30 protein-coding genes are annotated in these 26629 nt (G+C 60.3%); 19 read left to right on the top strand and 11 right to left on the bottom strand.

Going from position 1 to position 26629, the window contains the following annotated elements:
* Positions 1–33 precede the first annotated feature (33 nt).
* Positions 34–402 (bottom strand): hypothetical protein, encoded by a 369-nt coding sequence (locus tag MTP43_RS13435; RefSeq protein WP_154265766.1) that lies wholly within the window; start codon positions 400–402, stop codon positions 34–36.
* 276 nt (positions 403–678) lie between these two features.
* Here MTP43_RS13435 and hrcA point away from each other — a divergent pair, with 276 nt between their 5' ends.
* The 5 genes from hrcA (at position 679) to tnpA (ending at position 6482) form a co-directional block, all read left to right on the top strand.
* Positions 679–1752: a heat-inducible transcriptional repressor HrcA gene (gene hrcA / locus MTP43_RS13430; RefSeq protein ID WP_044960542.1), complete on the top strand. Its 1074-nt coding sequence runs from the start codon at positions 679–681 to the stop codon at positions 1750–1752.
* Positions 1749–2369: a nucleotide exchange factor GrpE gene (locus tag MTP43_RS13425; RefSeq protein ID WP_112121468.1), complete on the top strand. Its 621-nt coding sequence runs from the start codon at positions 1749–1751 to the stop codon at positions 2367–2369. Before hrcA ends, MTP43_RS13425 begins: the two co-directional genes overlap by 4 nt.
* A 101-nt stretch (positions 2370–2470) precedes the next feature.
* Complete coding sequence (dnaK, locus tag MTP43_RS13420; RefSeq protein ID WP_005925254.1) at positions 2471–4297, top strand: molecular chaperone DnaK; 1827 nt, start codon at positions 2471–2473, stop codon at positions 4295–4297.
* A gap of 283 nt (positions 4298–4580) precedes the next feature.
* Positions 4581–5753 (top strand): molecular chaperone DnaJ, encoded by a 1173-nt coding sequence (gene dnaJ / locus MTP43_RS13415; protein WP_005925256.1) that lies wholly within the window; start codon positions 4581–4583, stop codon positions 5751–5753.
* A gap of 249 nt (positions 5754–6002) precedes the next feature.
* Positions 6003–6482 (top strand): IS200/IS605 family transposase, encoded by a 480-nt coding sequence (gene tnpA / locus MTP43_RS13410; RefSeq protein WP_055185423.1) that lies wholly within the window; start codon positions 6003–6005, stop codon positions 6480–6482.
* Positions 6483–6664: 182 nt separating this feature from the next.
* On the opposite strand, the gene MTP43_RS13405 is transcribed toward tnpA, so the two are convergent.
* The 6 genes from MTP43_RS13405 to MTP43_RS13380 all read right to left on the bottom strand — a co-directional run bounded on the left by MTP43_RS13405 (position 6665) and on the right by MTP43_RS13380 (position 11947).
* Entirely contained in the window at positions 6665–6994 is a 330-nt protein-coding gene (locus tag MTP43_RS13405; RefSeq protein ID WP_005925259.1) for a hypothetical protein, read from the bottom strand.
* A 76-nt stretch (positions 6995–7070) separates the two neighbouring features.
* Positions 7071–7424 carry a hypothetical protein gene (locus MTP43_RS13400; RefSeq protein ID WP_015537615.1) on the bottom strand — a complete coding sequence of 118 codons (354 nt, stop codon included), beginning with the start codon at positions 7422–7424 and terminating at the stop codon, positions 7071–7073.
* A gap of 223 nt (positions 7425–7647) precedes the next feature.
* Positions 7648–8820 (bottom strand): DHHW family protein, encoded by a 1173-nt coding sequence (locus MTP43_RS13395; protein ID WP_005925265.1) that lies wholly within the window; start codon positions 8818–8820, stop codon positions 7648–7650.
* Positions 8821–8832: 12 nt separating this feature from the next.
* Positions 8833–10251, bottom strand: coding sequence for an MBOAT family O-acyltransferase (locus tag MTP43_RS13390; protein ID WP_005925267.1), 1419 nt, complete (start codon positions 10249–10251; stop codon positions 8833–8835).
* A 166-nt stretch (positions 10252–10417) separates the two neighbouring features.
* The gene (locus tag MTP43_RS13385) at positions 10418–10987 is read right to left on the bottom strand and encodes a DUF4358 domain-containing protein (RefSeq protein WP_044960549.1); all 570 of its coding nucleotides are present in this window, start codon (positions 10985–10987) and stop codon (positions 10418–10420) included.
* A 141-nt stretch (positions 10988–11128) separates the two neighbouring features.
* Complete coding sequence (locus MTP43_RS13380; protein ID WP_113621586.1) at positions 11129–11947, bottom strand: M15 family metallopeptidase; 819 nt, start codon at positions 11945–11947, stop codon at positions 11129–11131.
* A 79-nt stretch (positions 11948–12026) separates the two neighbouring features.
* Between MTP43_RS13380 and MTP43_RS13375 the strand changes: the two genes are divergently transcribed.
* The 4 genes from MTP43_RS13375 (at position 12027) to MTP43_RS13360 (ending at position 14267) form a co-directional block, all read left to right on the top strand.
* Positions 12027–12476, top strand: a complete 450-nt coding sequence (locus MTP43_RS13375) for a SpoVA/SpoVAEb family sporulation membrane protein (protein ID WP_113621585.1) — start codon at positions 12027–12029, stop codon at positions 12474–12476.
* Positions 12477–12565: 89 nt separating this feature from the next.
* Positions 12566–13582: a stage V sporulation protein AD gene (locus tag MTP43_RS13370; RefSeq protein WP_113621584.1), complete on the top strand. Its 1017-nt coding sequence runs from the start codon at positions 12566–12568 to the stop codon at positions 13580–13582.
* 1 nt (position 13583) lies between these two features.
* Complete coding sequence (locus MTP43_RS13365; RefSeq protein WP_113621583.1) at positions 13584–13940, top strand: SpoVA/SpoVAEb family sporulation membrane protein; 357 nt, start codon at positions 13584–13586, stop codon at positions 13938–13940.
* A 75-nt stretch (positions 13941–14015) separates the two neighbouring features.
* Positions 14016–14267, top strand: coding sequence for a peptidoglycan synthetase (locus MTP43_RS13360; protein ID WP_113621582.1), 252 nt, complete (start codon positions 14016–14018; stop codon positions 14265–14267).
* Positions 14268–14339: 72 nt separating this feature from the next.
* Here the strand turns inward: MTP43_RS13360 and rpsT are convergent, their stop codons facing one another.
* On the bottom strand, positions 14340–14600 hold the full coding sequence (rpsT, locus tag MTP43_RS13355) for a 30S ribosomal protein S20 (RefSeq protein ID WP_005943554.1): 261 nt from the start codon (positions 14598–14600) through the stop codon (positions 14340–14342).
* A gap of 165 nt (positions 14601–14765) precedes the next feature.
* Here rpsT and gpr point away from each other — a divergent pair, with 165 nt between their 5' ends.
* On the top strand, positions 14766–15551 hold the full coding sequence (gene gpr, locus MTP43_RS13350; RefSeq protein WP_113621581.1) for a GPR endopeptidase: 786 nt from the start codon (positions 14766–14768) through the stop codon (positions 15549–15551).
* Between the two features lie 17 nt (positions 15552–15568).
* Positions 15569–16696 (top strand): stage II sporulation protein P, encoded by a 1128-nt coding sequence (gene spoIIP, locus MTP43_RS13345; RefSeq protein ID WP_113621580.1) that lies wholly within the window; start codon positions 15569–15571, stop codon positions 16694–16696.
* 1 nt (position 16697) lies between these two features.
* Here spoIIP and MTP43_RS13340 read toward each other — a convergent pair whose 3' ends face one another.
* Entirely contained in the window at positions 16698–17246 is a 549-nt protein-coding gene (locus MTP43_RS13340; protein WP_236131566.1) for a hypothetical protein, read from the bottom strand.
* Positions 17247–17700: 454 nt separating this feature from the next.
* Here MTP43_RS13340 and asnS point away from each other — a divergent pair, with 454 nt between their 5' ends.
* The 8 genes from asnS (at position 17701) to MTP43_RS13300 (ending at position 24282) form a co-directional block, all read left to right on the top strand.
* Complete coding sequence (gene asnS, locus MTP43_RS13335) at positions 17701–19089, top strand: asparagine--tRNA ligase (protein WP_112121453.1); 1389 nt, start codon at positions 17701–17703, stop codon at positions 19087–19089.
* 86 nt (positions 19090–19175) lie between these two features.
* Positions 19176–20219 (top strand): A/G-specific adenine glycosylase, encoded by a 1044-nt coding sequence (gene mutY / locus MTP43_RS13330; RefSeq protein WP_117530020.1) that lies wholly within the window; start codon positions 19176–19178, stop codon positions 20217–20219.
* A 242-nt stretch (positions 20220–20461) separates the two neighbouring features.
* Positions 20462–20656, top strand: coding sequence for a hypothetical protein (locus MTP43_RS13325; RefSeq protein WP_005925310.1), 195 nt, complete (start codon positions 20462–20464; stop codon positions 20654–20656).
* A 109-nt stretch (positions 20657–20765) separates the two neighbouring features.
* Positions 20766–22070 (top strand): murein hydrolase activator EnvC family protein, encoded by a 1305-nt coding sequence (locus tag MTP43_RS13320; RefSeq protein ID WP_249234901.1) that lies wholly within the window; start codon positions 20766–20768, stop codon positions 22068–22070.
* A 25-nt stretch (positions 22071–22095) separates the two neighbouring features.
* Positions 22096–22752: a hypothetical protein gene (locus MTP43_RS13315; protein WP_249234900.1), complete on the top strand. Its 657-nt coding sequence runs from the start codon at positions 22096–22098 to the stop codon at positions 22750–22752.
* Complete coding sequence (locus tag MTP43_RS13310) at positions 22743–23015, top strand: hypothetical protein (protein ID WP_249234899.1); 273 nt, start codon at positions 22743–22745, stop codon at positions 23013–23015. Before MTP43_RS13315 ends, MTP43_RS13310 begins: the two co-directional genes overlap by 10 nt.
* A gap of 86 nt (positions 23016–23101) precedes the next feature.
* The gene (locus MTP43_RS13305; protein ID WP_249234898.1) at positions 23102–23794 is read left to right on the top strand and encodes a zf-HC2 domain-containing protein; all 693 of its coding nucleotides are present in this window, start codon (positions 23102–23104) and stop codon (positions 23792–23794) included.
* A 2-nt stretch (positions 23795–23796) separates the two neighbouring features.
* Positions 23797–24282: an RNA polymerase sigma factor gene (locus MTP43_RS13300; protein ID WP_249234897.1), complete on the top strand. Its 486-nt coding sequence runs from the start codon at positions 23797–23799 to the stop codon at positions 24280–24282.
* 185 nt (positions 24283–24467) lie between these two features.
* Here MTP43_RS13300 and ptsP read toward each other — a convergent pair whose 3' ends face one another.
* Complete coding sequence (gene ptsP, locus MTP43_RS13295; protein WP_097785742.1) at positions 24468–26111, bottom strand: phosphoenolpyruvate--protein phosphotransferase; 1644 nt, start codon at positions 26109–26111, stop codon at positions 24468–24470.
* 102 nt (positions 26112–26213) lie between these two features.
* A complete protein-coding gene (locus tag MTP43_RS13290; protein ID WP_005925323.1) occupies positions 26214–26477 on the bottom strand; it encodes an HPr family phosphocarrier protein in 264 nt (87 codons plus the stop codon).
* Positions 26478–26629 lie beyond the last annotated feature (152 nt).

The following is a 26629-nucleotide window of genomic DNA, read 5'->3' as shown; positions in this document are numbered from 1 at the left end:
TACGGGGTGTCGTTACCATAAATATACCATAAACTAGGCAAAAACAAAAGAAATTCTGCGCGAATGGGGGTTAAAACTGCGCGAATAGCTGAAAAAGGGGGGAAAACTAAAACACTGCTGCCCGGGGATGTTCTCTTTTGACACCAAAAGAGAACCAGAAAAGTGCCAGCGATTTCGACGCGCTGGAGCCACGAAAAAGGGGCTGCTCGCCCCTTTTAACCCCAAAGGGGTGGGCTGCACCGGAAAAAACTGAAGATTCACGCCTGTTCGGCGTGAAGATCTTTTAACCGTTTTTTCCGGCTCCGCCGATTTGAAGCCCCTCAGTCGCTGCGCGACAGCTCCCCCAAGGGGGAGCGGGCACGCCCGCAAACTTTGCGCTTGAGCCGGAAACTGTGCCACCATGCCAAAGGCTCCCCCTGAGAGGAAAGACTCCCCCCGGCCGGGGGGAGATGTCGCGCAGCGACAAAAGGGGGAATCTGGCACGCCGTCAGGCGTGACTGAGAGGGTTCAGCCCCGCCCCACCTAGGGCGCACATCCCCTTTATGACAGAATTATGAATCTTTATAAACATTTTTGCAAAGGGCTTGACAGCAGGGCAAAAACGGTTATAATGGTCTTAGCACTCAGGAACAAGGAGTGCTAAACAAACAAAAGCAATACAAAAAGGAGGCAGGCGCTATGACGATGGATGCACGCAAGCAACGGGTCTTGCAGGCAATCGTGGCGCTGTATGGCCTTGAGGGCGAGCCGGTGGGCAGCAGCGTGCTGGCAAACTACTTTGACATGGCAGTGTCCAGCGCAACGCTGCGCAACGAGATGGCGGCGCTGACAAAGCTGGGTCTGCTGGAGCAGCCCCACACCAGCGCGGGCCGCGTGCCCAGCGCCAAGGGCTACCGGTATTATCTGGACAACCTGCTGACCGATGATCAGCCGCTGGACCGCGTTACCCGCGCCCGGGTAGATGCGGTGTTCGCCAGCCTTGACCACGAGCCGGAAAAGCTGGCACAGGGCGCTGCCAAGGCGCTGGCCGCCATCAGCGGCTGCACCGCCGCCGTCAGCACCCCCTGCGCCGAGGATCTGTGCATCGCCCATTACGAGGTGGTGCAGGTGGGCCGCAGCGCAGCCGCTGTGCTGGCTGTGACCACCGCCGGTTACGTCCGCACCCGGGTGGCGCGGGTACGCACCGGGCTTTCCCGGGAAAATGCAGCTGCCCTTGCGGCGCTGCTCAACCGCAACCTTACCTTTGTGGCGCCGGTGGATCTTTCCACCCGGATGCTCAGCGAGCTGTGCGGCCAGATCGCACCGGAGCTTGTGCCGGTGGTCAGCGCCGCAGCCGCAATTTTGCAGGACAGCGTAAAGCCCCATGTATTTCTGGGCGGCGAGCAGTACCTGCTGGACTGGCCGCAGCTGGACGGCCGGGTGGGTGATATCCTTACCCTGCTGAACGACGAGGAACAGGCCGCAAGCCTGATCGCACCCCCGGAAAACCGCAGCGAAAGCGTGCTGCTGGGCGAGGATCTGGAACCGCAGATCCCCGGGCTGTGCATCGTGAGCGACCGGTATCTGGTAGGCGGCGGGCTGTGGGGCTCCATTGCCCTGATCGGCCCCACCCGGATGCCCTTCCAGAAGCTGATGCCCCTGCTGCACGAGTTTGCAGACCAGCTTGGCGAGGGCATGAGCGGCAAACGAAAAGACACCCCGCAGGCTGCCGTACCACGGCGGACTGTGATCTATAAGGAGGATCTGGAATGAGCGAAGAAGCAAAGAACACGGTGCCCGAGACCGAGCAGCCGGAGACTGCCCCCGAGGAAAAGACCGCTGCCGCAGCGCCCGAACAGGCTGCTGCCGAGGCTGCCGCTACCGAAGAGGACAAGAAGAAGGACGGCGGCTGGTTCAACAAGAAGGCCCGGGAGCTGGAAGCCGTTAAGGCAAAGCTGGATGCAGCGGAAAAGAATGCTGCACAGGCCAAGGATCAGCTGCTGCGCATGGCTGCCGAGTACGACAACTACCGCAAGCGCTCCACCCGCGAGGCCGACCAGAAGTTTGGCGACGGTGTTTCCCATGCAGTGGAAAAGATCATCCCCATTCTGGATACGCTGGATATGGCTGCCAACGCCCCCACCACTGACGAGAACTACAAAAAGGGCGTGGTCATGACGCTGGATAAGGCGGCAAAGGCACTGGAAGCCCTCCATGTGGAGGAGATCGAGGTGCTGGGCAAGCCCTTTGACCCCAACTTTATGAATGCTGTGCAGCAGATCCCCGCCCCGGACGGGCAGGAGAGCGGCACGGTGGTCACCGTTTTCCAGAAGGGTTACAAGCTGGGTGACAAGATCATCCGCCATGCAACCGTTGTGGTGGCCGAATAAACAAGCCGAACCTCCCGCAAGGGAGTTTGCAATAACATCCGCTTGACATCATCATAAGCATCATATAAACAAGATTTGTTCTTTCGAGAGGAGACTTCATTATGAGTAAGATTATTGGTATCGACCTTGGTACTACCAACAGCTGCGTGGCTGTTATGGAGGGCGGCGAGCCCGTTGTCATCGCCAACTCTGAGGGTGCCCGCACCACCCCGTCCGTTGTCGGCTTCACCAAGACCGGCGACCGTCTGGTAGGTCAGGTTGCAAAGCGTCAGGCTATCACCAACCCCGACAACACCGTTTCTTCCATCAAGCGTCAGATGGGCACCGACCACAAGGTGACCCTGAACGGCAAGGAGTACACTCCCCAGCAGGTCAGCGCTATGATCCTGCAGAAGCTGAAGGCTGACGCCGAGGCTTATCTGGGCGAGACCGTCACCGAGGCTGTCATCACTGTGCCTGCCTACTTCAACGACAGCCAGCGTCAGGCAACCAAGGACGCAGGCACTATTGCAGGCCTGAACGTCCGCCGTATCATCAACGAGCCCACCGCAGCTGCTCTGGCTTACGGTGTGGATAAGGAAGATGACCAGAAGATCATGGTCTACGATCTGGGCGGCGGCACCTTCGATGTGTCCATCATCGAGATGGGCGACGGCGTTACCGAGGTTCTGGCCACCAACGGTGATACCCATCTGGGCGGCGATGATTTCGACCAGCGCATCATTGATTGGATGGCAGACGCCTTCCAGACCGAGAACGGCATCGACCTGCGCAAGGACAAGATGGCTGCACAGCGCTTGAAGGAAGCTGCCGAGAAGGCTAAGATCGAGCTGTCCAGCGCAATGAGCAGCCAGATCAACCTGCCCTTCATCACCGCCGATGCTACCGGCCCCAAGCACCTGGATATGACCCTGACCCGCGCAAAGTTCAACGAACTGACCGCTGATCTGGTCGACCGCACCATGACCCCCGTGCGCAAGGCTCTGCAGGATGCAGGTCTGCGTGCTTCCGACCTGAAGAAGGTGCTGATGGTCGGTGGTTCCACCCGTATCCCCGCTGTCTACGACGCCGTGAAGAAGGAACTGAACTGCGAGCCCTTCAAGGGCATCAACCCCGATGAGTGCGTGGCTGTCGGTGCTGCTATTCAGGGCGGCGTTCTGAACGGCGAGAAGAAGGGTCTGCTGCTGCTGGATGTCACCCCGCTGAGCCTCGGCATTGAGACTTTGGGCGGCGTGTGCACCAAGATCATCGACCGCAACACCACCATCCCCACCCACAAGAGTCAGGTGTTCTCCACCGCAGCCGACAACCAGCCCTCTGTTGAGGTCAACGTGCTGCAGGGCGAGCGTGAGTTTGCCCGCGACAACAAGAGCCTGGGTGTGTTCCATCTGGACGGCATTGCTCCGGCTCCCCGTGGCGTGCCTCAGATCGAAGTTACCTTCGATATCGATGCCAACGGCATCGTGAAGGTCAGCGCCAAGGATCTGGGTACCGGCAAGGAGCAGAACATCACCATCACCGCTTCCACCAATATGTCCAAGGAGGACATCGACAAGGCTGTGAAGGAAGCTGAGCAGTTTGCTGCCGACGATAAGAAGAAGCGTGAAGAGGTCGATATCCGCAACGGTGCCGACCAGATGGTGTTCCAGACCGAGAAGATGCTGAAGGAGAACGGCGACAAGCTGCCCGCAGACGTGAAGAGCGATGCCGAGGCAAAGCTTGCTGACCTGAAGACCGCTGTCCAGTCCGGCAATGTGGACGACATCAAGGCAAAGCAGGAAGCCCTGAGCCAGGTGTTCGAGAAGATGTATCAGGCAGCCGCTGCCGCACAGCAGGCCGCCGGTGCACAGCCCGGTGCTGACGCAGGCGCAGCCAACGAAAAGCCCAACGATGACGGCGTTGTGGATGCCGACTTCAAGGAAGTCTAAGTCTGAAACAAAGCGCTGTGTCCGGCCAAACCGGCGGGCACAGGCGCAATAAAGCAAAAGCCGCTCCGGTTTAGGCCGGGGCGGCTCTTGCTGGTTTATAAGTAAAAGAGTTCTCGCTGCCGCAAAAGCCTTCCCCCGGACGGGGGAAGGTGGCATGACGCGAAGCGGCATGACGGATGAGGGCGCAGACAACAGCTGCGAAAGACCAAAGCGGGAGCTTTTGAACAGGAGGAACCGACCGGGGCGTTACCCGGGGAGGGCGTTCCCGGAGAGGTGAGTGGATATGGCACAGGAAAAGCGTGATTATTACGAAGTGCTGGGGGTATCCAAGGGCGCAAGCGATGCCGAGATCAAAAAGGCATACCGCAAGCTTGCCATGAAGTACCACCCGGACTATAACCCCGGCGATAAGGACGCCGAGGCAAAGTTCAAGGAGATCAACGAAGCAAACGAGGTGCTTTCGGACCCGAAAAAGCGCCAGCTGTACGACCAGTACGGCTTTGCCGGAGTTGACCCCACCTACGCAGCACAGAACGGCGGCGGCCCCGGCGGCTTCAGCGGTTTTGGCGGCGACGGTGTGGACTTGGGCGACATTTTTGGCGATATCTTCGGCGGCGGCTTTGGCGGCTTCGGCGGCTCGTCCCGTCAGGCAAATCCCAACGCCCCCCGCAAGGGTCAGGACATCCGGGTGCGCATCACCCTGAGCTTTGACGAGGCCGTGCACGGCTGCAAGAAGAACATTACCATCACCCGTCAGCAGGAGTGCACCGAGTGTCACGGCTCCGGCTGCGCCGCCGGTGCTAGCCCCGAGACCTGCCCGGACTGCGGCGGACGCGGCTTTGTCATCCGCCAGCAGCGCACCCCCTTTGGCGTAATGCAGACCCAGCAGCCCTGCTCCCGCTGCGGCGGCAAGGGCAAGCTGGTAAAGAACCCCTGCAAGGTCTGCCACGGCAGCGGCAAGGTGGCTACCAAAAAGACGCTGGAGGTGTCCATCCCCATGGGCATCGACGACGACCAGAGCTTTGCACTGCGCGGCATGGGCGATGCCGGTACCAACGGCGGCCCCGCCGGTGATGTCATCGTCATGGTCAGCGTGCGCCCCAGCGAGGTGTTCCAGCGCGACGGCTACGATGTGTGGGTCACCGTGCCCATCACTTACAGTCAGGCTGTGCTGGGCGACAGTGTCACCGTACCCTCCATTGACGGCAAGGTGGAGTACACCGTGCCCGAGGGCACCCAGAGCGGCACCACCTTCCGCCTGCGCGGCAAGGGCATCCAGTACCTGAACGGCCGTGGCCGCGGTGATATGTACGTCAAGTGCGAGGTGGAGATCCCCAAAAAGCTGAACAAGACCCAGCGCGATGCCCTGAAAAAATTTGAGGGCACTTTGAAAGAAGAAAACTACGAAAAGCGTAAGGGCTTCTTCAAAAAGCTGAAGGATATGTTCAACGCATAAAAACCAAACGGCGGCGCGTTCCATTGGAGCGTGCCGCCGTTTTTTGCGTGTGAACCCTACAAAAACAGCGGAGGCGCTGCCCTTTCGGGCAGCGCCTCCGCCTGCTTTGGGTAGCTTGAGCGAGCGACAACCACCAGCTTTGCTGGTGGAATAAAAACGGCTTTAGCCCTAGACAAAGAGAAACCTCCCCGTAGAATAGAGTGTGGGTTTGCCAACCACATTCTAGGAACAGGGAGGTTTATCTTTGAAATGAAAGATAACAAAGACGTAGATAGTTTAAGCCATACCACGTGGAGATGTCAATACCATGTAGTGTTTGCACCGAAATATCGGAGAATGGTAATTTACGGTCAGATCAAAAAGGATATAGGGCAGATACTGCGCCAGTTGTGCGAACAAAAAGGTATTGAAATCATTGAAGCGGAGGCCTGCCCTGACCATATCCATATGCTGATAAGTTTTTCGCCGAAGTACAGCATTTCCTATGTCATGGGATATCTCAAGGGAAAGAGCAGTCTCATGATTTTCGACAGACATGCAAATCTGAAGTACAAGTATGGCAATCGGCATTTCTGGGCCAGGGGATACTTCGTGGATACGGTAGGAAAGAACAAAAAGAAAATCCAAGAGTACATTAAAAATCAACTGCAACAGGACCAGATTGCCGATCAGTTGAGCCTTAAGGAGTTCGTGGACCCGTTTACGGGTAGCAAGGAAACTAAGGCGTAAATAAAAGGGCCCCTTGAGGGGCCTGCCACGAGACAGGAATGCAGTTGGCAGACCCATTCGTGGCCCCTTAAGGGGCTTTGCTAGTATTATGCCCTTCTAGGGCTTACTCAAGCCACCGGCTCAGCCGGTGGTTTTGACTGTTCTTTGGTGTACTCCGAGCCGGTCTTATGAGATAAGATGGATCAGAGCAGGATGATCGCTGCGTTGATGACCAGACCGACACCAGAAGCGGTTGAAGTGACGAACCATGCAGCGCAGGCGAGGTCGCGGATGGTGTTGGCAGTGCTCTTCTCCATATCAGTAGCCAGAGCATCCAGACCCTTCTCCATCCAAGTGTTGGGGTTCTTACGGCGGTAGTCGCGGACAGCGGTCACGCCTTTGAACCAGCCGTACGGAGGAATCAGCCAGCACAGCAGAGCCTCAGACATGGTAGCAGTAGCGCCGCCTTCGGTGTAGGTCATTTCCTCAGTGGACAGGACGTTGTAATACGCGGGCATCATCATTTTTTCCATAATAACACTCCTTTTGAAACAAAGCTATCCAAAACGGTGCACCCAAAAACGCACCGCTTTTTCTGAATAAAGGGTCTCAGCGCACGACCAGCAGAATGGCGCTCAGGGGAGCCAGTGCCACCACCATGATGGTGGAAACGGCATCCCGCACAAAGTTGCCGGCGGATTTGCCCATATCGGCGGCAAGGGCATCGGTGGCGCGGCCCATCACGGTAAAGAAGTTGCCGTCCTTGTTGCCGTCCTGCTGCAGCCATGTGCGTGCCTGCTTGATGCCCCAGATGTAGCTGGAGGCCAGCACCACAGCACCTACGACCGTTGCGGCAGTAGTGGCGAGACTGGCAGCATCATCCACTGCGCCGCCGCCGGTGGTATAGGTCATTTCTTCGTTGGAAAGTACCGCATAATCTGCGGGATAATTCATCTTTTTCATCATCAATACTCCTTTGTCAAAGGGAAATGCCGCATTGCATCCCGATCCCCCGGCGTCTATACCCAAAGGCTGATAGAGCATTGTTCTCTATATGGCCATTCTACAACAGTGGTCGGATTTTATCAAGGGGTTTTGGCACATCTGTGCAAAAACTGGCGGGACGCATGAAATTGCGGCTATAAATTTGTGAAAATAGACTGCAATAATTTAGGCTTTTGGCTGTTTAGCCCTGTACCCCGGCGCGGTAGAGGTAGGGGTCGCTCTTGAAGCTGTCAAAGTTGTACAGCACAAGGATCTGGTCGTAGCCGTTATCGGCGATCAGCTTGTCCAAGCCGTAGTTGTAGTTGCGGAAGTCCACCACGTCGATGTCGGCGTAGTTGGCGGTCAGGTAGGGTACAAAGCAGTTGGCGTAGCTGTCCTTGATGACAAGGATGCGCCCGCTGCCGTTGCCCTGCACCCGGCTTAAACCGTTGTTGCCGTGCAGGAACATGGCGTATTTATCATAAACGGAGAGCTTCTCTGTGTCGTACAGGCCGGTGGTCTGCCCCTCGGTGGGCTGGCCTGCCGCCGTCACGTTCCATACCGTCAGGGTGTTGGCAAGGTCGTAGTAGGTGATCACGTCCGGCACGGCGTTCCATGTGCGCGCCTTGGCGTAGTGGGTGCCGTAAAAGCCGTCGGCAGTCAGCGCAGTGTGGGCGGCGGTATCAAAGGGGGTAAGGCCAAGGGTCTGGCACAGCTGGCTGTAAGCGTAGTAGGCGCCAAGGCTCGTCCAGTGGTGGTCGGTGCGGTAATAAATATACTCGCTCTTGTGGGCGGAAAGGGTGGGACGCACGTCCACAAAGCTGCCGCCGGCCGCCTGCACCGCAGCAGAAAGCTGGTCAAGGTAGCCGTCCTCGTCCAGCAGGGGGGCGTTTGCGGGCACGTTTTCTTTATAGATATCGCTGGCGGCGGGTGCCAGCAGCACATTCACCTTGCCCGGGTAGCGCTGGCACAGGCTGGTGAGCGCTGCGGTGTTTTTGGGCAGGGTGCGCTCCTCGCTGGAAAGCAGCCCGTAGGTGCGGGGGAACATCATGTGCTCCTTGCCCAGCAGGATGCCGCCGTTCTGCTGCTTTTGCAGCAGAGTGGTCTCCACCACGCTCTGCAGGCTGATCCACTGGTCGCGCCCCGCCACCTGATCCTTGACGTATTTGGTGTAGGCGGTAAAGTAGCTGTTCAGCCCCTTGGCGGTGAACTGGGTCAGCGCCGGACGCTGGCTCAGGGTAGTGTTCTCCAACTCGCTGTAACTGCGGTCCGGGGTGACCATATCCAGCGCGAACAGTCCGATGAAAAACAGGCTGAACACCACCAGCACCGGGTAGTGCAAAAGGGAGGAGGTCTTTTTCTCGTGTTTGGACATCTTCCCGCCTCCTTAAAAGTTAAAATACAGGAACGGGCTGTTGGTGCTGCCCACCACATAGGCGGTGGAGACCACCAGCAGCGTCAGGATGGCGGCGCAGCGGGTGACCACGTTCTTGCGCAGCACATCCCACAGCTTTTCGATCAGCGGGGTGCAGCACACCACGCTTACCGCCAGCAGCACGCCGTAATTCCGCAGGAAATACAGCGGCGATACCCCGCCGGAGGGGATAAAGAGCTTCTGGAACAGCAGCCCGAAGGACACGCCGGTGTCGTTGCCCACGAACATTGCCCAGCCTACCACCACAAGGAACAGGGTGTAGAAATGCGGCCACACCTTACCCTTTTTCAGGTAGGGCAGCAAGAACAGCTTTTCAGCCGCCAGCAGCACAAAGTAGTAAAGACCCCAGCAGATAAAGTTCCAGTTCGCGCCGTGCCAGATGCCGGTGAGCAACTCCACGATGAACAGGTTCAAAATCTGCCGCTTAAGGCCCTTGCGGTTGCCGCCCAGCGGGATATACACATACTCCCGGAACCAGCCGGACAGGGTCATGTGCCAGCGCCGCCAGAACTCGGTGATGGAAGCGGAGATATAGGGGTAGTTGAAGTTTGCAGGGAAGTCGAAGCCCAGCATCTTGCCCATGCCGATGCCCATGAGGGAGTAGCCGGAGAAATCGAAGTACAGCTGTAAGCTGTATGCGATGATGCCCAGCCACACCAGCGGGGTGGAGGCGTTTGCCAGACCCACAAAGGTGGTGGAGGGGCTGTCTGCCACCCCGATGATATCCGTCCACAGTGCGCCCACAGCGTCCGCCAGCAGCACCTTTTTGGCAAGACCGAAGGTGAACAGGGTCATGCCCTCTTCAATCTGCTTTAAATTATAGCGGTGCTTGTAGACGTGCAGCTGGTCGGAGACGTCCCGGTACTTGACGATGGGCCCCGCGATGAGCTGCGGGAACATGACCACATAAGCGCCGAAGTCGATGATATTGCGCTCGGCTTTTACATCCCGGCGGTAGACGTCGATGGAGTAGGAAAGGGTCTGGAAGGTGTAGAAGCTGATGCCCAGCGGCAGGGTGCCGATGCCCTGAATTTCGGCAAAGGCGGTGCCCAGCAGGGCATTCACGCTGCGCAGCACAAAGTTTGCGTACTTGAAGTAGAACAGCATCCCTAAGCTGCCAATGAGCGCTACCAGCAGAAAAAAGCGGCGCAGCGCGGGCTTTGCATCAAAGTGCTCGATGGCAAGGCCGCTGAGATAGTTGATGAGGATAAGCGCCACCATGACCGGGAAAAAGCGCACCTCGCCCCAGCAGTAGAACACCAGACTGCACAAAAACAGCACGGTGTTTTTCAGTTTTGCGGGGGCAAGATAGTACAGCGCCAGCGTGATGGGCAAAAAGCGGAACAGGAAGATGATGGTGCTGAAAACCAAGGGGTCAGCCTCCTTTTTTACACGGAATTACAGACTCAGCCTTCCCCCGGCCGGGGGAAGGCGGCATGACGGATGCGGGCGCAGCTTCAGCAGAAATCCCCCTCATCAGGGGCTTTCTACTGAAAAAAGCCGATGCCGCAGATGGCACCGGCTCAGAAGATCAGATTCAGCTGTTCAGGGCGCTGTCCACAGCACTGTTCAGGTCTGCGGTGCACTCGTTGGAGGCAATCACCATGACCACACGGTCACCCTTGGAGGAGATGATGGCGTTTTCCACGTTGCTCTGTGCCTGTGCAAACTCGGCGTAGTTGCCATAGAAAGCTACCTGATCCTGCTTGTAGCTCTCCAGCGCAGTCACCACGTCCTGTGCCTTGCCGGAAGCGGCTTCCACCACCAGCACAAGGCCGGCGTCGCCGTTGTCGTTGCTCTTTACGCCCTTGTAGGCGGCTACGTCCTCGGCCTTCAGGCCGAAGTCGTACTCGATGTTCATGGCGGCGATCTCGAACTGGTTGGAGATGGGGTCCGCAGCCAGCAGGGTCTCCACAGCGCTGTCCAGATCGGCGGTGCCGTTTTCAGCGGTATCCGCCGCCGGAGAAGCTGCATCGGAGACCGGTGCAGAGGCGGAGGCGCTGGACACGGAGGACGGCGCGGAGGAAGCGCTGCCGCCGCAGCCGGTCAGGGCAACAGCCAGCACGGCGCTGACGGCGATCACAGAGAGTTTTGTGCGGTTTATCATAAAATATTCCTTCTTTTGTTGAATTCGTTTGTCGGGGTGCGGGGCTGCGCCGCGCACACGGGCAGACTGTATTTATCTTACCATAACAGCAGGTAAATTGCAACGTACCCCACAGGGTTTTCCGGTAGTTTTCATCGGATTTTAACCGGTCACGGTCTCCCCGGCGGCAATGCGCTGCAAAACGGCTACCGCGTCCTCCAGACACAGGCCGCTCTGGTTGAGCAGGGCGGCGTTTTCCGCGCCCACATAGCGCCAGTGCCACGGCTCGTAGGTGATGCCGGTCACGCTTTCCGCCTCCTTGGGGTAGCGCAGGATAAAGCCGTACTGCTCTGCGTTCTCGCACAGCCAGCGGAAGGCGGCGGTGTCGGCAAAGCCGGTGTCAAGGGTGGTGTGCTCCGGGCTGTTCAGGTCGGCGGCAAGGCCGCAGTTGTGCTCCGAGCAGCCCGGCGGGTTGACGATGGCAGCGGCCTTTTCCCGGGCGGCGGCTTCGCTCAGGCCCTTGTTGCGGTAGTACTGGGTCTTGTTGTCGTACAGCTTTTTCTGGTAGCTGACGCTGCGGTAGCCGCTCTGCATCCGCACATCCACACCGTCCCTGGCGGCAGCGGCCTGCATGGAGAGAAAGGCGTTGGCGGCTTCGGTCTGCAAAGTCTTGTTGATGGCGGTAGCCGAGCCGCACTCCTTGGTCTCGACAGGGTAGTCCTCCGTTATCGGGTGGGTGCGGCTCACAAGGATCATACGGGGATCGTCCAGCAGCGCCTGTGCCTGTGCGGCGGTAAGGGTGCTCTGCTGCGTGCCGTTCTCGGCGGGCTGCGCAAGGCTCTCGGCAGGCAGCTCCGGCAGCTGCGGCACCGCAGCCTTGCGGGTGCAGGCGTAGGCGGTGCCGCCCGCCACAAAGCAGGCCAGCGCCGTCAGGCAGAGCAGACGGCGGGCGTGATGGTTATGGTGATGGGAAGAACGCATAGAATCTACCTTCTTTCACAAAAAAAGGATAAGCACCCGCCGCCCCGGGCAGACTATCCGCAAAAGGGGGCGCGGGAAGATGAAGATGACAGCGCAGGAATACGCACGGCGGGTACAAAAGGCCGGGCCGCACTCGCCGCTTCTGGCAGACTGCCTTTGGGCGTTCTGTGTAGGCGGCAGCATCTGCCTGCTGGGCGAAGGGCTGCGGCAGCTGTTTTTGCGGCAGGGCGCGGACGCCGAAGCGGCGGGAACCCTGACCAGCTGCACCTTGATTTTGCTCTCGGCGGTGCTGACCACGCTGGGCTGGTACCAGAAGCTGGCGGCAAAGGCCGGGGCGGGGTCGCTGGTGCCCATCACCGGCTTTGCCAACGCGGTGGTCAGTGCAGCCATCGAGTTCAAGGCCGAGGGACGGGTGCCGGGCACGGGGGCCAAGATGTTCCTCATCGCCGGGCCGGTCATCGTGTACGGCACGCTGGCGGCGGTGGTGTACGGCGCTGTGCTCTGGCTGCTGGGGGCCTCTGCTTTATAATACGGAACAGCTCCGCCGGATATTGCAGCGCCGCAGCACCAGTATAGCACGTGCCGGGGCATTTTTTGTAGAAAAAAGGAGAAAATTTTATGACAGAGCGCCGGGGCGATACCCTGTTGTTCCATACCCCGCCGGTCATCGCCGCACAGGCGGCGGTTGGCGGCAAAAAAGAGAGCGATGGTCCGCTGGCGGCGGGCTTTGACGAACTGACCACCGACAACCGGCTGGGACAGTGCAGCTGGGAGGCCGCCGAAAAGCAGCTGCAGCTGCGGGCGGCACGGCTCTGCCTGCAAAAGGCGGCTCTGCCCGCCGAGCGGGTAGACCTTGCGCTGGCGGGGGACTTGCAGGCGCAGTGCACCGCCTCCGGCTACGCGCTGCGGGAGCTGGGCGTGCCCTTTGCGGGGCTGTTCGGCGCGTGCAGCACCATGGCGGAGGCACTGGCGCTGGGCGCGGCGCTGTGCAGCAGCGGGGCGGCGCAGAACCTGCTGGCCATGACCTCCAGCCATTTCTGCGCGGCAGAGCGTCAGTTCCGCACCCCGCTGAGTTACGGCGCGGTGCGCACTCCTACCGCGCAGTGGACGGCCACCGCCGCCGGGTGCTGCCTGCTGCGTCCGGCAGGGCAGGGGGTGGGCATTGCCGCCGCAACCCTTGGCCGGGTGCAGGATTATAACATCAAGGATATCAACAACATGGGCGCAGCCATGGCACCGGCAGCAGCTGCCACCCTGCTGCACTATCTTGCTGATACCCATGCAGAACTGCGGGATTTCGACTGCATCTACACCGGCGACCTTGGGCTGGTGGGCAGTCAGATGCTGCGGGAGCTGTTGGCAGCAGAGGGTCTGCTGCTGAAAAACCACGCGGACTGCGGCTGTCTGCTTTACGATGCCGAGGAGCAGCGGGTAAAGAGCGGTGGCTCGGGCGCGGGCTGCTGCGCCGCCGTGCTCTGTGGGCATATCCTGCCAAAGCTGCTGCGCCGTGGCAGCCGCCGGGTGCTGTTCCTCGCCACCGGGGCACTGATGAGTCAGACTACCTTTTTGCAGAAGGAGAGCATCCCGGCGGTGGCGCACTTGGTAGAGCTGACCGCGCCGGAAAAGGAGAGCTGAAATGAACTATCTGTGGGCATTTTTAGTGGGCGGTGTCCTCTGCGCGGTGGGGCAGCTGTTCATCGACCTGACAAAGCTGACCCCGGCACGCATCCTCACCGGCTATGTGGTGGCGGGAGTGGTACTCTCGGCGGTGGGGCTGTATGCGCCGCTGGCAGAGTTTGCCGGTGCGGGGGCGAGCGTGCCCCTGCTGGGCTTCGGGCATCTGCTGGCAAAGGGGGTGCGCACCGCCGTGGCGGAAAAGGGTGCCATCGGCATCCTGACCGGCGGGCTGACCGCTGCTTCTGCGGGCATCACCGCAAGCCTTGTCTGCGGCGTGGTATGCAGTCTTGTGGGCAAAAGCCACGACCAGAACTGATGTTTTGCCCGCGCTGTTTCGCCACATTTTGCGCCCGGCGGCTGGTAAACTGGGGGCAAAACGGAGGTGAGGCGCATGAAACACAGCGGACAGACCGTATTGTGGGAGCTGTGGGCGGCGCTGTGCCTGTGCACGGCGCTGGTGCTGCCGCCCGGCAGTCCGTGGCTGCACGAGCCGGCACTTTTGTACCCGGGGCTTATGCTGGCGGCAGTCGTGCCCGCCGCGTGGGCGGTGTGGTGGGTGGTGGAGCCGCCGCAGCCGTTGCCGCCGGAGCAGCTGCTGGAACCGGTGCAGCGGCAAAGCCTTGCCGTACTGTGCGGGACATAACAGCGGAAAAAACAAAAACCCCTGTGCCGGTTACCCGGTACAGAGGTTTTGTTCGTCAATCAAACTGCGCGATCAAGCGTTCTTGTTAGCACGCTTTGCCATACGGCTGATCTTGCGGCTGGCGGTGTTCTTCTTGATGACACCCTTAGCGCGAGCCTTGTCGATCGCGGAAACAGCAGCCAGGACGGTTGCGTCCTTGTCAGCGGCATTCGCATCGATGGCAGCGTCTGCCTTCTTGACGACTGTTTTCAGGTTGGTCTTAATGGCCTTGTTGTGAGCCTGCTCTGCAGCAGCCTGCACGACGCGGTCCTTCTGAGATTTGATGTTAGGCATTCGTTCCACCTCCTTGGCTACCTATAACAGCGCACCCTATGATACCATATTTCGCGTACCAGCGCAAGCGTTTTTTTGATTTTTGTTTGGAAAAGTTTTATTTTTCCCATACTTTCCGGCAAGAAAGCGGGCTTTTGCCCCAAAAAGGAACGGAGAGTGTGGAAAATGCGTACTACGGATATGGCCGACGAGCTGTTTTCGGGCGCGACGCAGCCGCTGCCCGCAGGGGTGCGGCTGGCCACCGCCCGCCACGGCGGGGTCACGGTGACAAGGGTGGAGATCGCCCGCGAGGGGCTCAGCCGCCCCCGGGGCAGGTATGTTACGTTGGAAATGCCCAGCGTCAGCGTGCTGGACGAGCGGGACGCCGCCGTCATCGAGGTGTGCGCCCGGGAGCTGCGGGCCCTTTTGCCGCCGGAAGGGCCTGTGCTGGTGCTGGGGGTGGGCAACCGCCGCATCACCGCCGATGCCCTTGGCCCGCGCACGGTGCAGCGCATCCTTGTCACCATGGGCGCGGGCGCTGCCCCGCCGGTGCGGGGGTTGCGCCCGGTAGCAGCCGTTGCGCCCGGGGTGGCGGCAGCCACCGGGCTTTCCCTGCAGCAGCTGGCGGCGGCGCTGGTGGGGCAGCTGCGCCCGGCGGCGGTGGTCTGCGTGGACAGTCTCTGCTCCGCCGAGGGGCAGCGGCTGGGGCGCACGGTGCAGTTTTCGGACGCAGGGCTTTACCCGGCGCAGGCCGACCACACCCGCCACCTGACCCGGGACACCTTAGGCGTGCCGGTGGTGGCGGCGGGCATCCCCACCCTGATGCAGGCGCAGGAGGGGGCAGATCTTGTGGTCACGCCCCGTGCGCTGGACAGCGTCATCGCCCACGGCGCGGCCCTGCTGGCGGGTAGCGTCAACCGCGCTTTGCAGCCCCGCCTTACCGTGCAGCAGCTCTGCTGGCTGACGGGGTGAAGAAAGGAGGTCTTGCCATGCGCAGCAGAGAGCCTTGGCGTCTGCCTGCGGGGCAGAGCAGGGCAGCGCCCTTTTTGCAGGCTGCGGTGCTGTTTGCAGCGCTGTGCATCTTTGCCCGCAGCGCCGCGCTGGTGCTGGCGGCCTTTCTGGCAGCGCCGGTGCCCGCCGCGCAGACTTTGCTGCATCTGGGGCAGCAGGCTGTGGAGAGCCGGGCAGCAGAATCGTCTGCGGAAAGCGCGGCGGAGGCTGCATCCGCACCTTCTCCGGCGCAGGAAGCTGCCGCCCCGGTACAGACCGGGGTGGAGCAGTATTTTGTGGCGCTGCAGCCGGACGAGGCCCGCCCCGCCGATGCAGGCACGGTGACGGAGCAGCAGTTCGGGCAGGGCAGCGGCGAAAAGTACATCCCCTGCGGTGCGGGCAGCATCAAGAATAACACCCGGCAGACGGCGGCAGACATCGCCGCCGAGGCGGCGCAGCCCCTGCCCTTTGCCATCGAAAAGGACAGCGCCGCGCCGCAGGTGCTCATTATGCACACCCACGCCACCGAGGACTACCGCCTTTCTGCCGGGCTGTGGTTCACCCCCGGGGACGGTGCCCGCAGCACCGACCGCAGCATCAATATGTGCGCGGTGGGGCGGGTGATGGCCGATACCCTCAATGCGGCGGGCATCTGCACCCTGCACGACGAGACCCTGAACGACTACCCCAGCTACACCGGCAGCTATGCCAACAGCCGGGCGGTGGTGCAGCAGTATCTGGCGCAGTACCCCAGCATCAAGGTGGTGCTGGACGTCCACCGGGACGCCATCGAGCGGGAAAACGGCACCCGCTGCGCCCCGGTGTGCAGCATAGACGGGCGGCAGGCGGCGCAGGTGATGATCATCTGCGGGTGCGATAACGGCACCAGCGTGCAGCTGCCCGCATGGCGGCAGAACCTGCGCTTTGCCGCTGCGTGGGAGCGCAGCATGGAAGCAAAATACCCCGGACTTACCCGCCCGGTGCTGTTCAGCTACCGGTTCTATAATCAGGACCTGACCACCGGCAGTCTGCTGATCGAGATCGGCGGGCACGGCAACAACTTAAATGAGGCCCTGTACGCCGGATATCTGGCAGCACAGGGCCTCGTGGAAACATTATTAGGCTGAATCAGCCGCCAAGGCTGGAGATCATGCTGCTCTTGGCAGACTGATAGTAACTCCAGGCCTGATCGGCTATGGTTTCGGGCTGGTTATACTCCCGCAGCACACTGCGCATCTCGCTGACCACCGAGGAGACGGCACTGTCGTAGGTGCTCTCCACCGAGGAAAGATGCTTGTAGGCGATGCTGACTTTATTGGCAAAGGTCCGCTGAGAGGCGGGCAGAGCGTGGTATTCATCCTTTGCGCTCTGGATGGCACTGCTGACATCCGACCGTGCAGAGGACTCCAGCGAGTACAGCTCGCTCATCAGCGACGAGATCTTGGCGTCGCACTCGGGGTTGGGCTCGGCGTAGACGTGACCGGAGTCCCCCGATGCGGAACCTTCCGCAGCGGTGGTCTCCCCGGCGCTTGGGGGAGAGGGGAACCAGTCGCCGAACAAAAACTCGTTGTACCCGGCAATGAATTCCTCTTTGGTGCAGCCGCTCAGCAGGGCGGCCAGTGCGCAGCTGACCACAGCGAGGGTCAGCAGACGGATGATGCGGTGTGTGTGCTTCATGATCTCCTCCAGAATCTGTTTTTGCGGAATGTCGCTTTTTTCCATTTTACCAGAGAATGCGCATCCTGACAAGAAAAAACACAGAATTTTCCCCGATGCCGCGCGGTAAGGTTGACAAAATGCCGCCAACGTGCTATTTTAAAACAGCAAATGCAAGGAACGGGAAAAGTAGCGCGGGCCGTCCGGCCCAGAGAGTGCGGCACAGCTGAGAGCCGCGCCCGTGCGCCGCGTGAACGAACACCCGGGAGCAGCAAACTGAACACGGCAGTGCGTCTGCCGTTAAGTAGGTGCGCCGCAGGTCCAGCGTTACAGGGACAGCGCTTAAACAAAAGAGCGCGTGAGCGACCGGACACATCCGGTAATTCAGGTGGCACCGCGGACATTACAAGACAGCTTGTTCGCCCTGAACTTTCAGGGCAAAAGCTGTCTTTTTTGTTTATAAAGGAGAACTACTATGGAACGTACCGAGATCCTTTCGCTGTTCAAGAGCACCCCGGCGGACGGCACCGAGATCACCGTCTGCGGCTGGGCAAAGAACATCCGCGACTCCAAGAACATCGGCTTTATCGCCCTGTCGGACGGCGGCTGCTTCAAGACCCTGCAGGTCGTGCTGGAAGCCGGTAAGCTGGCAAACTACGACGAAGTCATCCACACCGGTCTGTACAGCAGCCTGCGCATCAAGGGCAAGCTGGTGCTCACCCCGCAGGCAAAGCAGCCCTTTGAGCTGAACGCCGAGAGCGTGGAGATTTTGGGCGACTGCCCCGCCGACGAATACCCCCTGCAGAAAAAGAAGATGAGCATGGAGTATCTGCGCACCATGCCCACCCTGCGCCCCCGCACCAACACCTTCAACGCCGCTTTCCGCGTGCGCAGCGTGGCTGCCTACGCCATCCACAAGTTCTTCCAGGAGAACGGCTTTGTCTACGCCCACTCTCCGCTGATCACCGCCTCCGACTGCGAGGGCGCCGGCGAGATGTTCCGCGTGACCACGCTGGATCTGGACAATCTGCCCAAGACCGAGGACGGCGCGGTGGATTACAGCAAGGACTTCTTTGAAAAGCCGGTCAACCTGACCGTTTCCGGCCAGCTGGAGGCCGAGGCCATGGCTATGGCCTTTGGCAAGGTGTACACCTTTGGCCCCACCTTCCGCGCGGAGAAGAGCTTTACCACCCGCCACGCTGCGGAGTTCTGGATGATCGAGCCGGAGATGGCCTTCTGCGACCTGAACGGCTACATGGACAACGCCGAGGCTATGATCAAGTACGTCATCCGCTATGTGCTGGACAACTGCCCGGACGAGATGGCCTTCTTCAACCAGTTCATCGACAAGGGTCTTGTCGAGCGTCTGGAGCTGGTGGCAAACAGCGAGTTCGCCCGCATCAGCTACACCGAGGCCATTGAGATCCTGAAAAAGAACAACAAGAAGTTCCAGTACCCCGTGGAGTGGGGCGTGGATATCCAGACCGAGCACGAGCGCTACCTGACCGAGGTGGTGTACAAAAAGCCGGTGTTCGTCACCGACTACCCCAAGGAGATCAAGAGCTTCTACATGAAGCAGAACGCCGACGGCAAGACCGTGGCCGCAGCAGATATGCTGGTGCCCGGCATCGGCGAGCTGATCGGCGGCAGCCAGCGTGAAGAGGACTACGGCAAGCTGGTGGCCCGCATGGACGAGCTGGGCATGGACAAGACCAACTACGAGTGGTACCTGAATCTGCGCAAGTTCGGCGGCGTGGAGCACGCAGGCTACGGCTTGGGCTTTGAGCGCATGATCATGTACCTCACCGGCATCCAGAACATCCGTGACGTGCTGCCCTTCCCCCGCACCGCATACGGCTTCTGAGAAGCGCACATACTGTAATCAAAGAAAGCCGCCGCCTCTGCGGCGGCTTTCTTGTTCTTCATTTTTCAACAAGGAGCACAAAACAAGTGGAAAATATTTCGCCTGCCCTCTTGGACTGGTTTTACAAGAACCGCCGCAGTCTGCCCTTCCGGGAGGACCCCACCCCCTACCATGTGTGGCTCAGCGAGGTGATGCTGCAGCAGACCCGGGTGTCGGCGGTGCTGCCGTATTACTACCGCTTTCTGGAGGAGCTGCCAGATATCCCGGCGCTTGCCGCCTGCGAGGAGGAAAAGCTGCATAAGCTGTGGGAGGGGCTGGGCTATTACAGCCGGGTGCGCAACCTGCAAAAGGCCGCAAAGCTCGTCTGTGCGCAGTACGGCGGGCAGCTGCCCGCCGACTACGCCGCCCTGCGGGCGCTGCCCGGCATCGGGGAGTACACCGCCGGGGCCATTGCGTCCATCAGCTTCGGCCTGCCCGTGCCCGCCGTGGACGGCAATGTGCTGCGGGTGTTTTCCCGCCTGTATAATGACCCCGGTGTGATTACAGAACCGGCGGTAAAAAAAGCCTTTACCGCCCGGGTCATGGAGCATCAGCCGCCGGAAAAGGCCGGGGACTACAATCAGGCGCTGATGGAGCTGGGCGCGCTGGTCTGCGTGCCCAACGGCGCGCCCCTGTGCGGGCAGTGCCCGCTGGCGGCGCTCTGCCTTGCCCGGGCGGCGGGCACCACCGCCCAGCTGCCCCAAAAGGCAAAGCCCAAGCCCCGCAAGATTGTGCCGGTAACGCTGGCACTGGTGGAAAGCCCGGCGGGCTTTCTGGTGCAGCAGCGGCCGCAAAAAGGGCTGCTGGCCGGGCTGTGGCAGCCGGTCTTGTGGGAGGGCGAGCATCTTTTGCAGGCCGAGGTGCTGGCGCGGCTTACGGCACTGGGACTGGACACCGGCGCGGCGCAGCCCGCCGCCCTGCCCGCCGCAAAGCATATCTTTACCCATATCGAATGGCTCATGTCCGGCGTGCAGCTGCGCGTTCCGGCGCAGAGTGCCCCGGCGGGCTATGTCTGGGCAAGCCGGGAGCAGCTGCGCACCACCTACGCCCTGCCCGGGGCGTTCCGGGCGTATAAGCCGCTGCTGCTGTGATTTTGGCATTCTGCCGAAAAGCACTGCGCCAAAACCGGCACACTGCCCAAACTGCGCCCCGCAGCACCTTCGGGGCGTGAAAATTGGGGCGCAACGGTTGTAATTTTGGACGGGAGCGGGTATAATAAAAGCTACAAAGCGGCGCAGTGGTGCCGCTTGCATCAAGATCCTTTTGCGGGACGCCCGCTGGAAAAATCAAGCTGAAACAACGTTTCAACTGCAAAAAGGAGTGTACTGAATCTATGAAAAAATCTTGCTTGGTCGCTGTGATCGCCGTTCTGGCTGCTGTGGCTGGTGCGCTGGCTGCTGTGGCACTTTACCTGAACCGCCGCGAGAAGGAACTGGACGAATACGAGCGCCTGCTGTTCGGCGAGGATGACGCAGAAACCGTAGAGCCGGAGGAAGCTGCTGCCGAGGACGAGACCGAGGCAGAATGATCCTGAAATACCGGAAACTGCCGGGAAGATGAGCACATCGGGGCGCACGGAGCAGTCTGTCTGAACGGACTGCCCCGGTGCGCCCTTTTTGTACATAAGGAGAAGGAACATGAAGCGTTTTTTGCTCTGGATCATCAGTGTGGCGCTGGGTGTGGTGGTGCTGCTGGCGGCTGTGATGGGGGTAAGCTATGCCTTTACCACCGAGGGCGGCTGTCCGGACGATGCGGCACAGTTCGGCGGGCAGGCGCTGGAAGCCAACGGCTCCTGCTGGCAAGTGCCGCTGCTGGGCGGTCAGCTGGATAAGGTGTTCGCCAGCCCCGCCACCCTGAGTGTGCAGAAGCTGGGTGTGCTGTACACCGCTCACCCGGAACTTTCTTTGCCGGAGTGGACCGGCTACACCGCCCTGACCATCCAGAATGCGGCGGGGGATGTGCTGTTTGCGGGCAGCGCGGGGGAGTACCAGAACTTCCTCTTCCCTGCGAACGGCGAGTATAAGGCCGAGCTGACCGCGTGGCGCGTGCCCAAGGGCGGGGTCATCACCCAGTTCGAGGGCGGCAGCACCGGCCAGCTGCGCAAAAATCTGGGGCTGGAGCGCCCCGCAAAGCCCACCGGCTGGTACCGGTACAGTTTCCGCTTTACCCTGCAGGCCAGCGCGGAGGTGGAGCTTTCCGCCGAGCGGGTGGAGCAGGGCGGCACGGTAGGCGTGCGCATCTCCGGTATGACCGGGGACGCTGTGCCTACCATCGAGACCGACCTTGGCGGCGTGCAGTGTGTGCGCGCCGCAGAGGGCTGGCGTGCCTATATCCCGGCAGCCTATAACGCCTCCTCCGGCGGGCACGAGATAAACATTACGGTGAACGGCGAGACCATCACCCGCACCCTGACCGTGCTGCCGAAGGACTTTGGCACGGTGGAGGCAGAGGCCGAAGCGCCCGCTGCGGACAGTGCCAACGCCCAGTTCCGCAGTGCCATCTGGCCGCTGTACGAGGCTGCCGCCACCGCCAAGCAGTGGCAGGGCGGCTTTGTGCCCCCCGCCGAGGACTCCATGACCTTGGTGGACTACGGGCAAATTAAAGTAACGAACGGCCAGCAGGGCAGCCGCTCCAACTCCACAAAGCTGTACACCATCCCCGGTGCGCCCTGCCGCGCCGCGGCCAACGGCACGGTGGTGTTTGCGGGCAATCTGGCGCTTACCGGCAACACGGTGGTTATCGACCACGGCTGCGGGCTGCGCAGCTATCTGTACGGCTTGCAGGAGCTTTCGGTCAGCAAGGGCCAGACCGTGGAAAAGGGGCAGGCTGTGGGCGCACTGGGCGAGGAGCTGACCATGGACTTCAAGCTGGGCAGCAGGAGCGTGAACCCCCGGCTGCTGTTCCAGACCTCCGGTGGCTTGTTCTGGAAGGAAAACGGCTGAGCCGTAACATATAGGAGGAATTGCATTGAAAAAGAGGATCATTGCATGGGCGGTGCTGCTCTCGGTATGCGCAGCAGCCCTTGGGCTGTGGTGCAGCGCCGCCGCCGGCAAAGCTGCCCGCACCCTGCCCTGTGAAGAGGAGGGGCTTATCCTTTCCATCACCACCTTTGACGGCAAGAGCGAATCCAAGCCCTTCCTCAAGTGTTTCGGGCATACATGGATCGGGCTGGACAACCGCACCGGACATACGGTCTACCTGAAGGATCGCGCTATTCCGGACGGGGAGATGGTCACCTTCTCGGTCTGGGCGGTGTCGGGGCTTTCGGGGCTGCTGTTCGATCTGGAACCGTGCTATATCGCCAATTACGGCCGCTACACCGGCAGACTGTCTCTGAGCACCAATATCGGGGAGGAGCAGCTGAAGGTCATTGAGGACTACATGGAACAGCACGATAAATGGACGGTGGACAAAAATTGCAGCTACTGGTCGATCCATCTGAGGAACGAGGTGGTGGGCGAGGATGCTGCGTTGAAGATCCGGGGCTTTGTCTGCACGCCCGAAAAAATTGAACAGGCCTTCAGCGCCTTCGACTGCGTGGAGGTGGACAAGGACTTCTCCCGCGCAGGGGGCATCTACTGCTACAAGGACGGAGAGAGAACGGAGCTGCAATTATGTTCGTAAAATTCATCACAAGCAAGCTGCTGTGGGTCATCGTGTGCGCAGCGGCAGGGCTGTACGGCCTGTACAACGTCATCTCCTGCTTTGTCACCCTGTACAAAGCGGGGCATCAGCCCTACCTGATGGCCGGGACGGTGCGGTTCGATTTTCAGGGCTACTATATGATGGCAGCCATGCACGTTGGCATCTGCCTGCTTTTGGGAGTGCTGGTATGGCTCTTCCTCAAAGGAACGAAAAAACTGCGGGAAAAGACCGCAGTCCGGTGAATTTGCGGTTTTTCTGTAACGTTTTTCCTCTTTGTGCGTTATTGAGGTGAAAGGGCACACGAAAGCCCGCAAAGGAGAAAATGACCATGAAACTGGAATGTGACGTGATCCGCGACTTACTGCCCCTGTACGCCGAAAAACTTGCCAGCCCCGCCAGCAGTGCGCTGGTGGAACAGCACCTTTCAGAGTGCCCCGCCTGCCGTGCAGAGCTGGAACAGATGGAAAAGCCGGTGCCGGTGCAGCCGGAACCCCAGCCGGATGCACCGCTGCTGGGCATCCGAAAGACCTTGCAGAAAAAGAGCATCCGCATAGCGGCGGCAGCGGTTCTGGCCGTGCTGTGCGCTTTTGGGCTGGTGTTCTGGATGGGCGGCGCAAAAACGCCGGTAACGGCAGAACAGGCGAAAATCTGGACTTACAACAAAAAGGAAAACGAGGCCAACCTCTGTGTGCTGGAAGTGCAGGGCAAAAACGTCCGGCTGGAACTGGAAGGCTCCTTTAACTGGGGCAAACCATCCGTTACCGTCCGGGCGATGCGCTATACCTTCCCGCACATCCATGCTGCGCTGGAAGGGCTGCTGGGCACATCAGCTTCCGATACCAGCATCACAGTCTCCGGTACGCAGCTGCTGACGGTGCAATGCGCCGACGAGATCCGCTATTACAGGGACGGTCAGCAGGTGGAGCGGTTCATCCTGAAAAAAGAGGATGGAACGCAGACCTATGTTTACGAATCCGAGGATGTGGTCACGCAGGAACAAGGCGTGTTTGAGAAGGGCTGACTATGGACATTGAAACCATCTACCGGCTCTACTTTCGGGACGTCTGCCTGTTTTTGCAGGGGCTTACCCGCAGCGAAGCGCTGGCCGAGGAACTGACGCAGGAGACCTTTTTCCGGGCACTGGACGGCCTGAAAAACTATGACGGCAAGCAGGATGTGCGGGCGTGGCTGTTCACGGTGGCGCGCAACGCCTACTACGACCACTGCCGCCGCGCAAAGCACGCCGCCCCGCTGGAAGATGCCGAAACAAAAGCCGCCGACAGCCCGGATATCGCGCAGCTGCTGGTGGACAAGGATGCCGCCTTTACGGTGCACCAGTGTCTGCACGCGCTGGAAGAACCCTACAAGGAGGTTTTCAGCCTGCGGGTGTTTGGCGAACTGCCCTTTGACCGCATCGGAGCCATTTTTGGCCACAATGCTGCATGGGCGCGGGTGACCTATTACCGCGCCAAGACCCGCATCCAGACCATGCTGGAACAGCGGAAATGATTGCCCGCCGCGCGAACCCTCTCAGTCACGCCTTACGGCGTGCCAGCTCCCCCGAAAGGGGGAGCTTTTTTGTGTGGCGGCAAGGTTTGCCTGTCCGGGAGTTACCCCTTCTGTGAAAAAAAGTGGCTCAGAAACGCCCGCAGGCGTTTCTGAGCCACAAATTATAATAATATTTTTTCCGCGGGTCAGGCCTTCTCAGAGGGCTTGCTCAGGTCTACGCTGCGGATGATCTTGCGCACCGGCAGGATGCTCTTGGCGTTCATGGACAGCTCGTCCACGCCCATGCGCAGGAAGGTCTCAGTCAAGGCGGTGTCGGCGCCCAGCTCGCCGCAGATGCCCACCCAGATGCCGTGGCGGTGACCGGCTTCAATGGTCATCTTGATGGCGCGCAGCACGGCGGGGTGATGGGGGTTGAAGAAGGGCTCCAGCTTTGCGTTCTGGCGGTCCAGTGCACAGGTGTACTGGGTCAGGTCGTTGGTGCCGATGGAGAAGAAGTCGCACTCGGCGGCCAGCTCGTCCGCGATGAGCACGGCGGCGGGGGTCTCGATCATGGTGCCTACTTCAATGTTCTGCCCCATCTTCACGCCCTCGGCGGTCAGCTCGGCACGGCACTCTTCCAGAACAGCCTTGGCGTCCTGCAGCTCCCGCAGGCTGGTGATCATGGGGAACATGATGCTCATGTTGCCGTAGGCGGAAGCCCGCAGCAGCGCGCGCAGCTGGGTCTTGAAAAAGTCCTTGCGGGTCAGGCAGATGCGGATGGCGCGGTAGCCCAGCGCGGGGTTATCCTCGTGATCCAGCTTCATATAATCCACGGTCTTGTCTGCGCCGATATCACAGGTGCGCACAACGACCTTGCGGGGTGCAAGGCTTTCCACCACCTGCTTGTAAGCCTCGAACTGGTAGTCCTCGGTGGGGAAGTCCTTGCAGTTCAGGTAGACGAACTCGGTGCGGAACAGACCCACGCCGCCGGCGTCGTTCTGCTGCACAGCGCCCACGTCGCCCATGCCGCCGATGTTGGCAAACACGTCGATGGTCTTGCCGTCCAGCGTGGTGTTGGGCTTGCCCTTCAGCTCCTGCAGCAGGGCCTGCTTTTTCTGGTCCTCCTGCTGGCGCTTTTTCAGGCTCTTGAGCAGGTCGGGGGTGGGGTCCACATACACACAGGCGTTGTAGCCGTCCACCACAGCCATCTTGCCGTCCCAGTCGTCCTGAATGTCCTTGCACTGGATCAGGGCGGGGATGTTCATGCTGCGTGCCAGAATGGCGGTGTGGCTGTTGGAGCTGCCCTCGCGGGTGATGAAGCCCAGCAGCAGGCTTTTATCCATGCGCACGGTCTCGGAGGGAGCCAGATCTTCGGCTACCAGAATGCTGGGCTCGGTGCCCTGCAGGGAAGCGTTGTCCACCCCCTGCAGAATGTCCAGCATGGCCTGCGCAATGTCCAGCACATCGGCGCTGCGGGCCTGCAGATACGGGTCGTCCATGGCAGAGAACACCGCAGCCTGATTGTTGCCGGCGGTCTTGACGGCGTACTCGGCGCACATCTTCTGCCCGTTGATGATCTCCTTGATGGCGTCCACAAAGTCGTCATCATCCAGCATCATGGCGTGGATGTTGAACACCTCGGCGATGTCCTCGCCGGCCTCTGCCAGTGCCTTTTCATACAGGGCGGTCTGCTGCTCAATGGCCTTCTGGCGGGCAGCTTCAAAACGCTCCAGCTCTGCGGCAGTATCTGCCACAGGGGCGGTGGAAATCGCGGTATCTTTTTTCTTGTAGATCTTCAGCTTGCCAATGGCGATGCCATTGAGCACGCTTTTGCCGGTGCCTACCTGCATAGCACTTTCTCCTTCCACTTACAGCCGGGCGTGCAGCGCCCGGCGTTTTGTCAAAAAAGCCCCCGCAGTTTCCCCGCGAGGGCTCGGCATTCAAGTCGCGGCTCAGACGTTCTCGCTCAGGAACTTCTGGATTGCCTCTGCGGCTGCTTCTTCATCATCGCCTTCGACCTTGATGGTCACGGTCTCGCCCTGCTTGACGCCCATGCCCATCAGAGCCATCAGCTTGCGCATATCGCAGCTCTTGCCGTCCTTCTCGAGGGTGGCGGTGCTTGCAAAGCCCTTCACGGTCTTGACCAGCAGGCCGGCGGGACGAGCATGGATGCCGCAGGCATCCTTAATAGTGTACTGAAATTCCTTCATAATCATTTTCTCCTTACTACTTGATCCCTCTGCCCGGGCTGCACATTCAGCCCCGGAACATGGCTTTGCCAACGGGAATCGGTATACTATTATTATAAACCCGTACCGTTTTTTTTGCACCGTTTCATATTGCCGATTTTTACAAGAATTTTTTGTTA

The organism is Faecalibacterium sp. IP-1-18, from assembly GCF_023347355.1.
Lineage (GTDB): Bacteria > Bacillota > Clostridia > Oscillospirales > Ruminococcaceae > Faecalibacterium > Faecalibacterium prausnitzii.
This window is presented reverse-complemented; position numbering and strand designations above follow the sequence as displayed.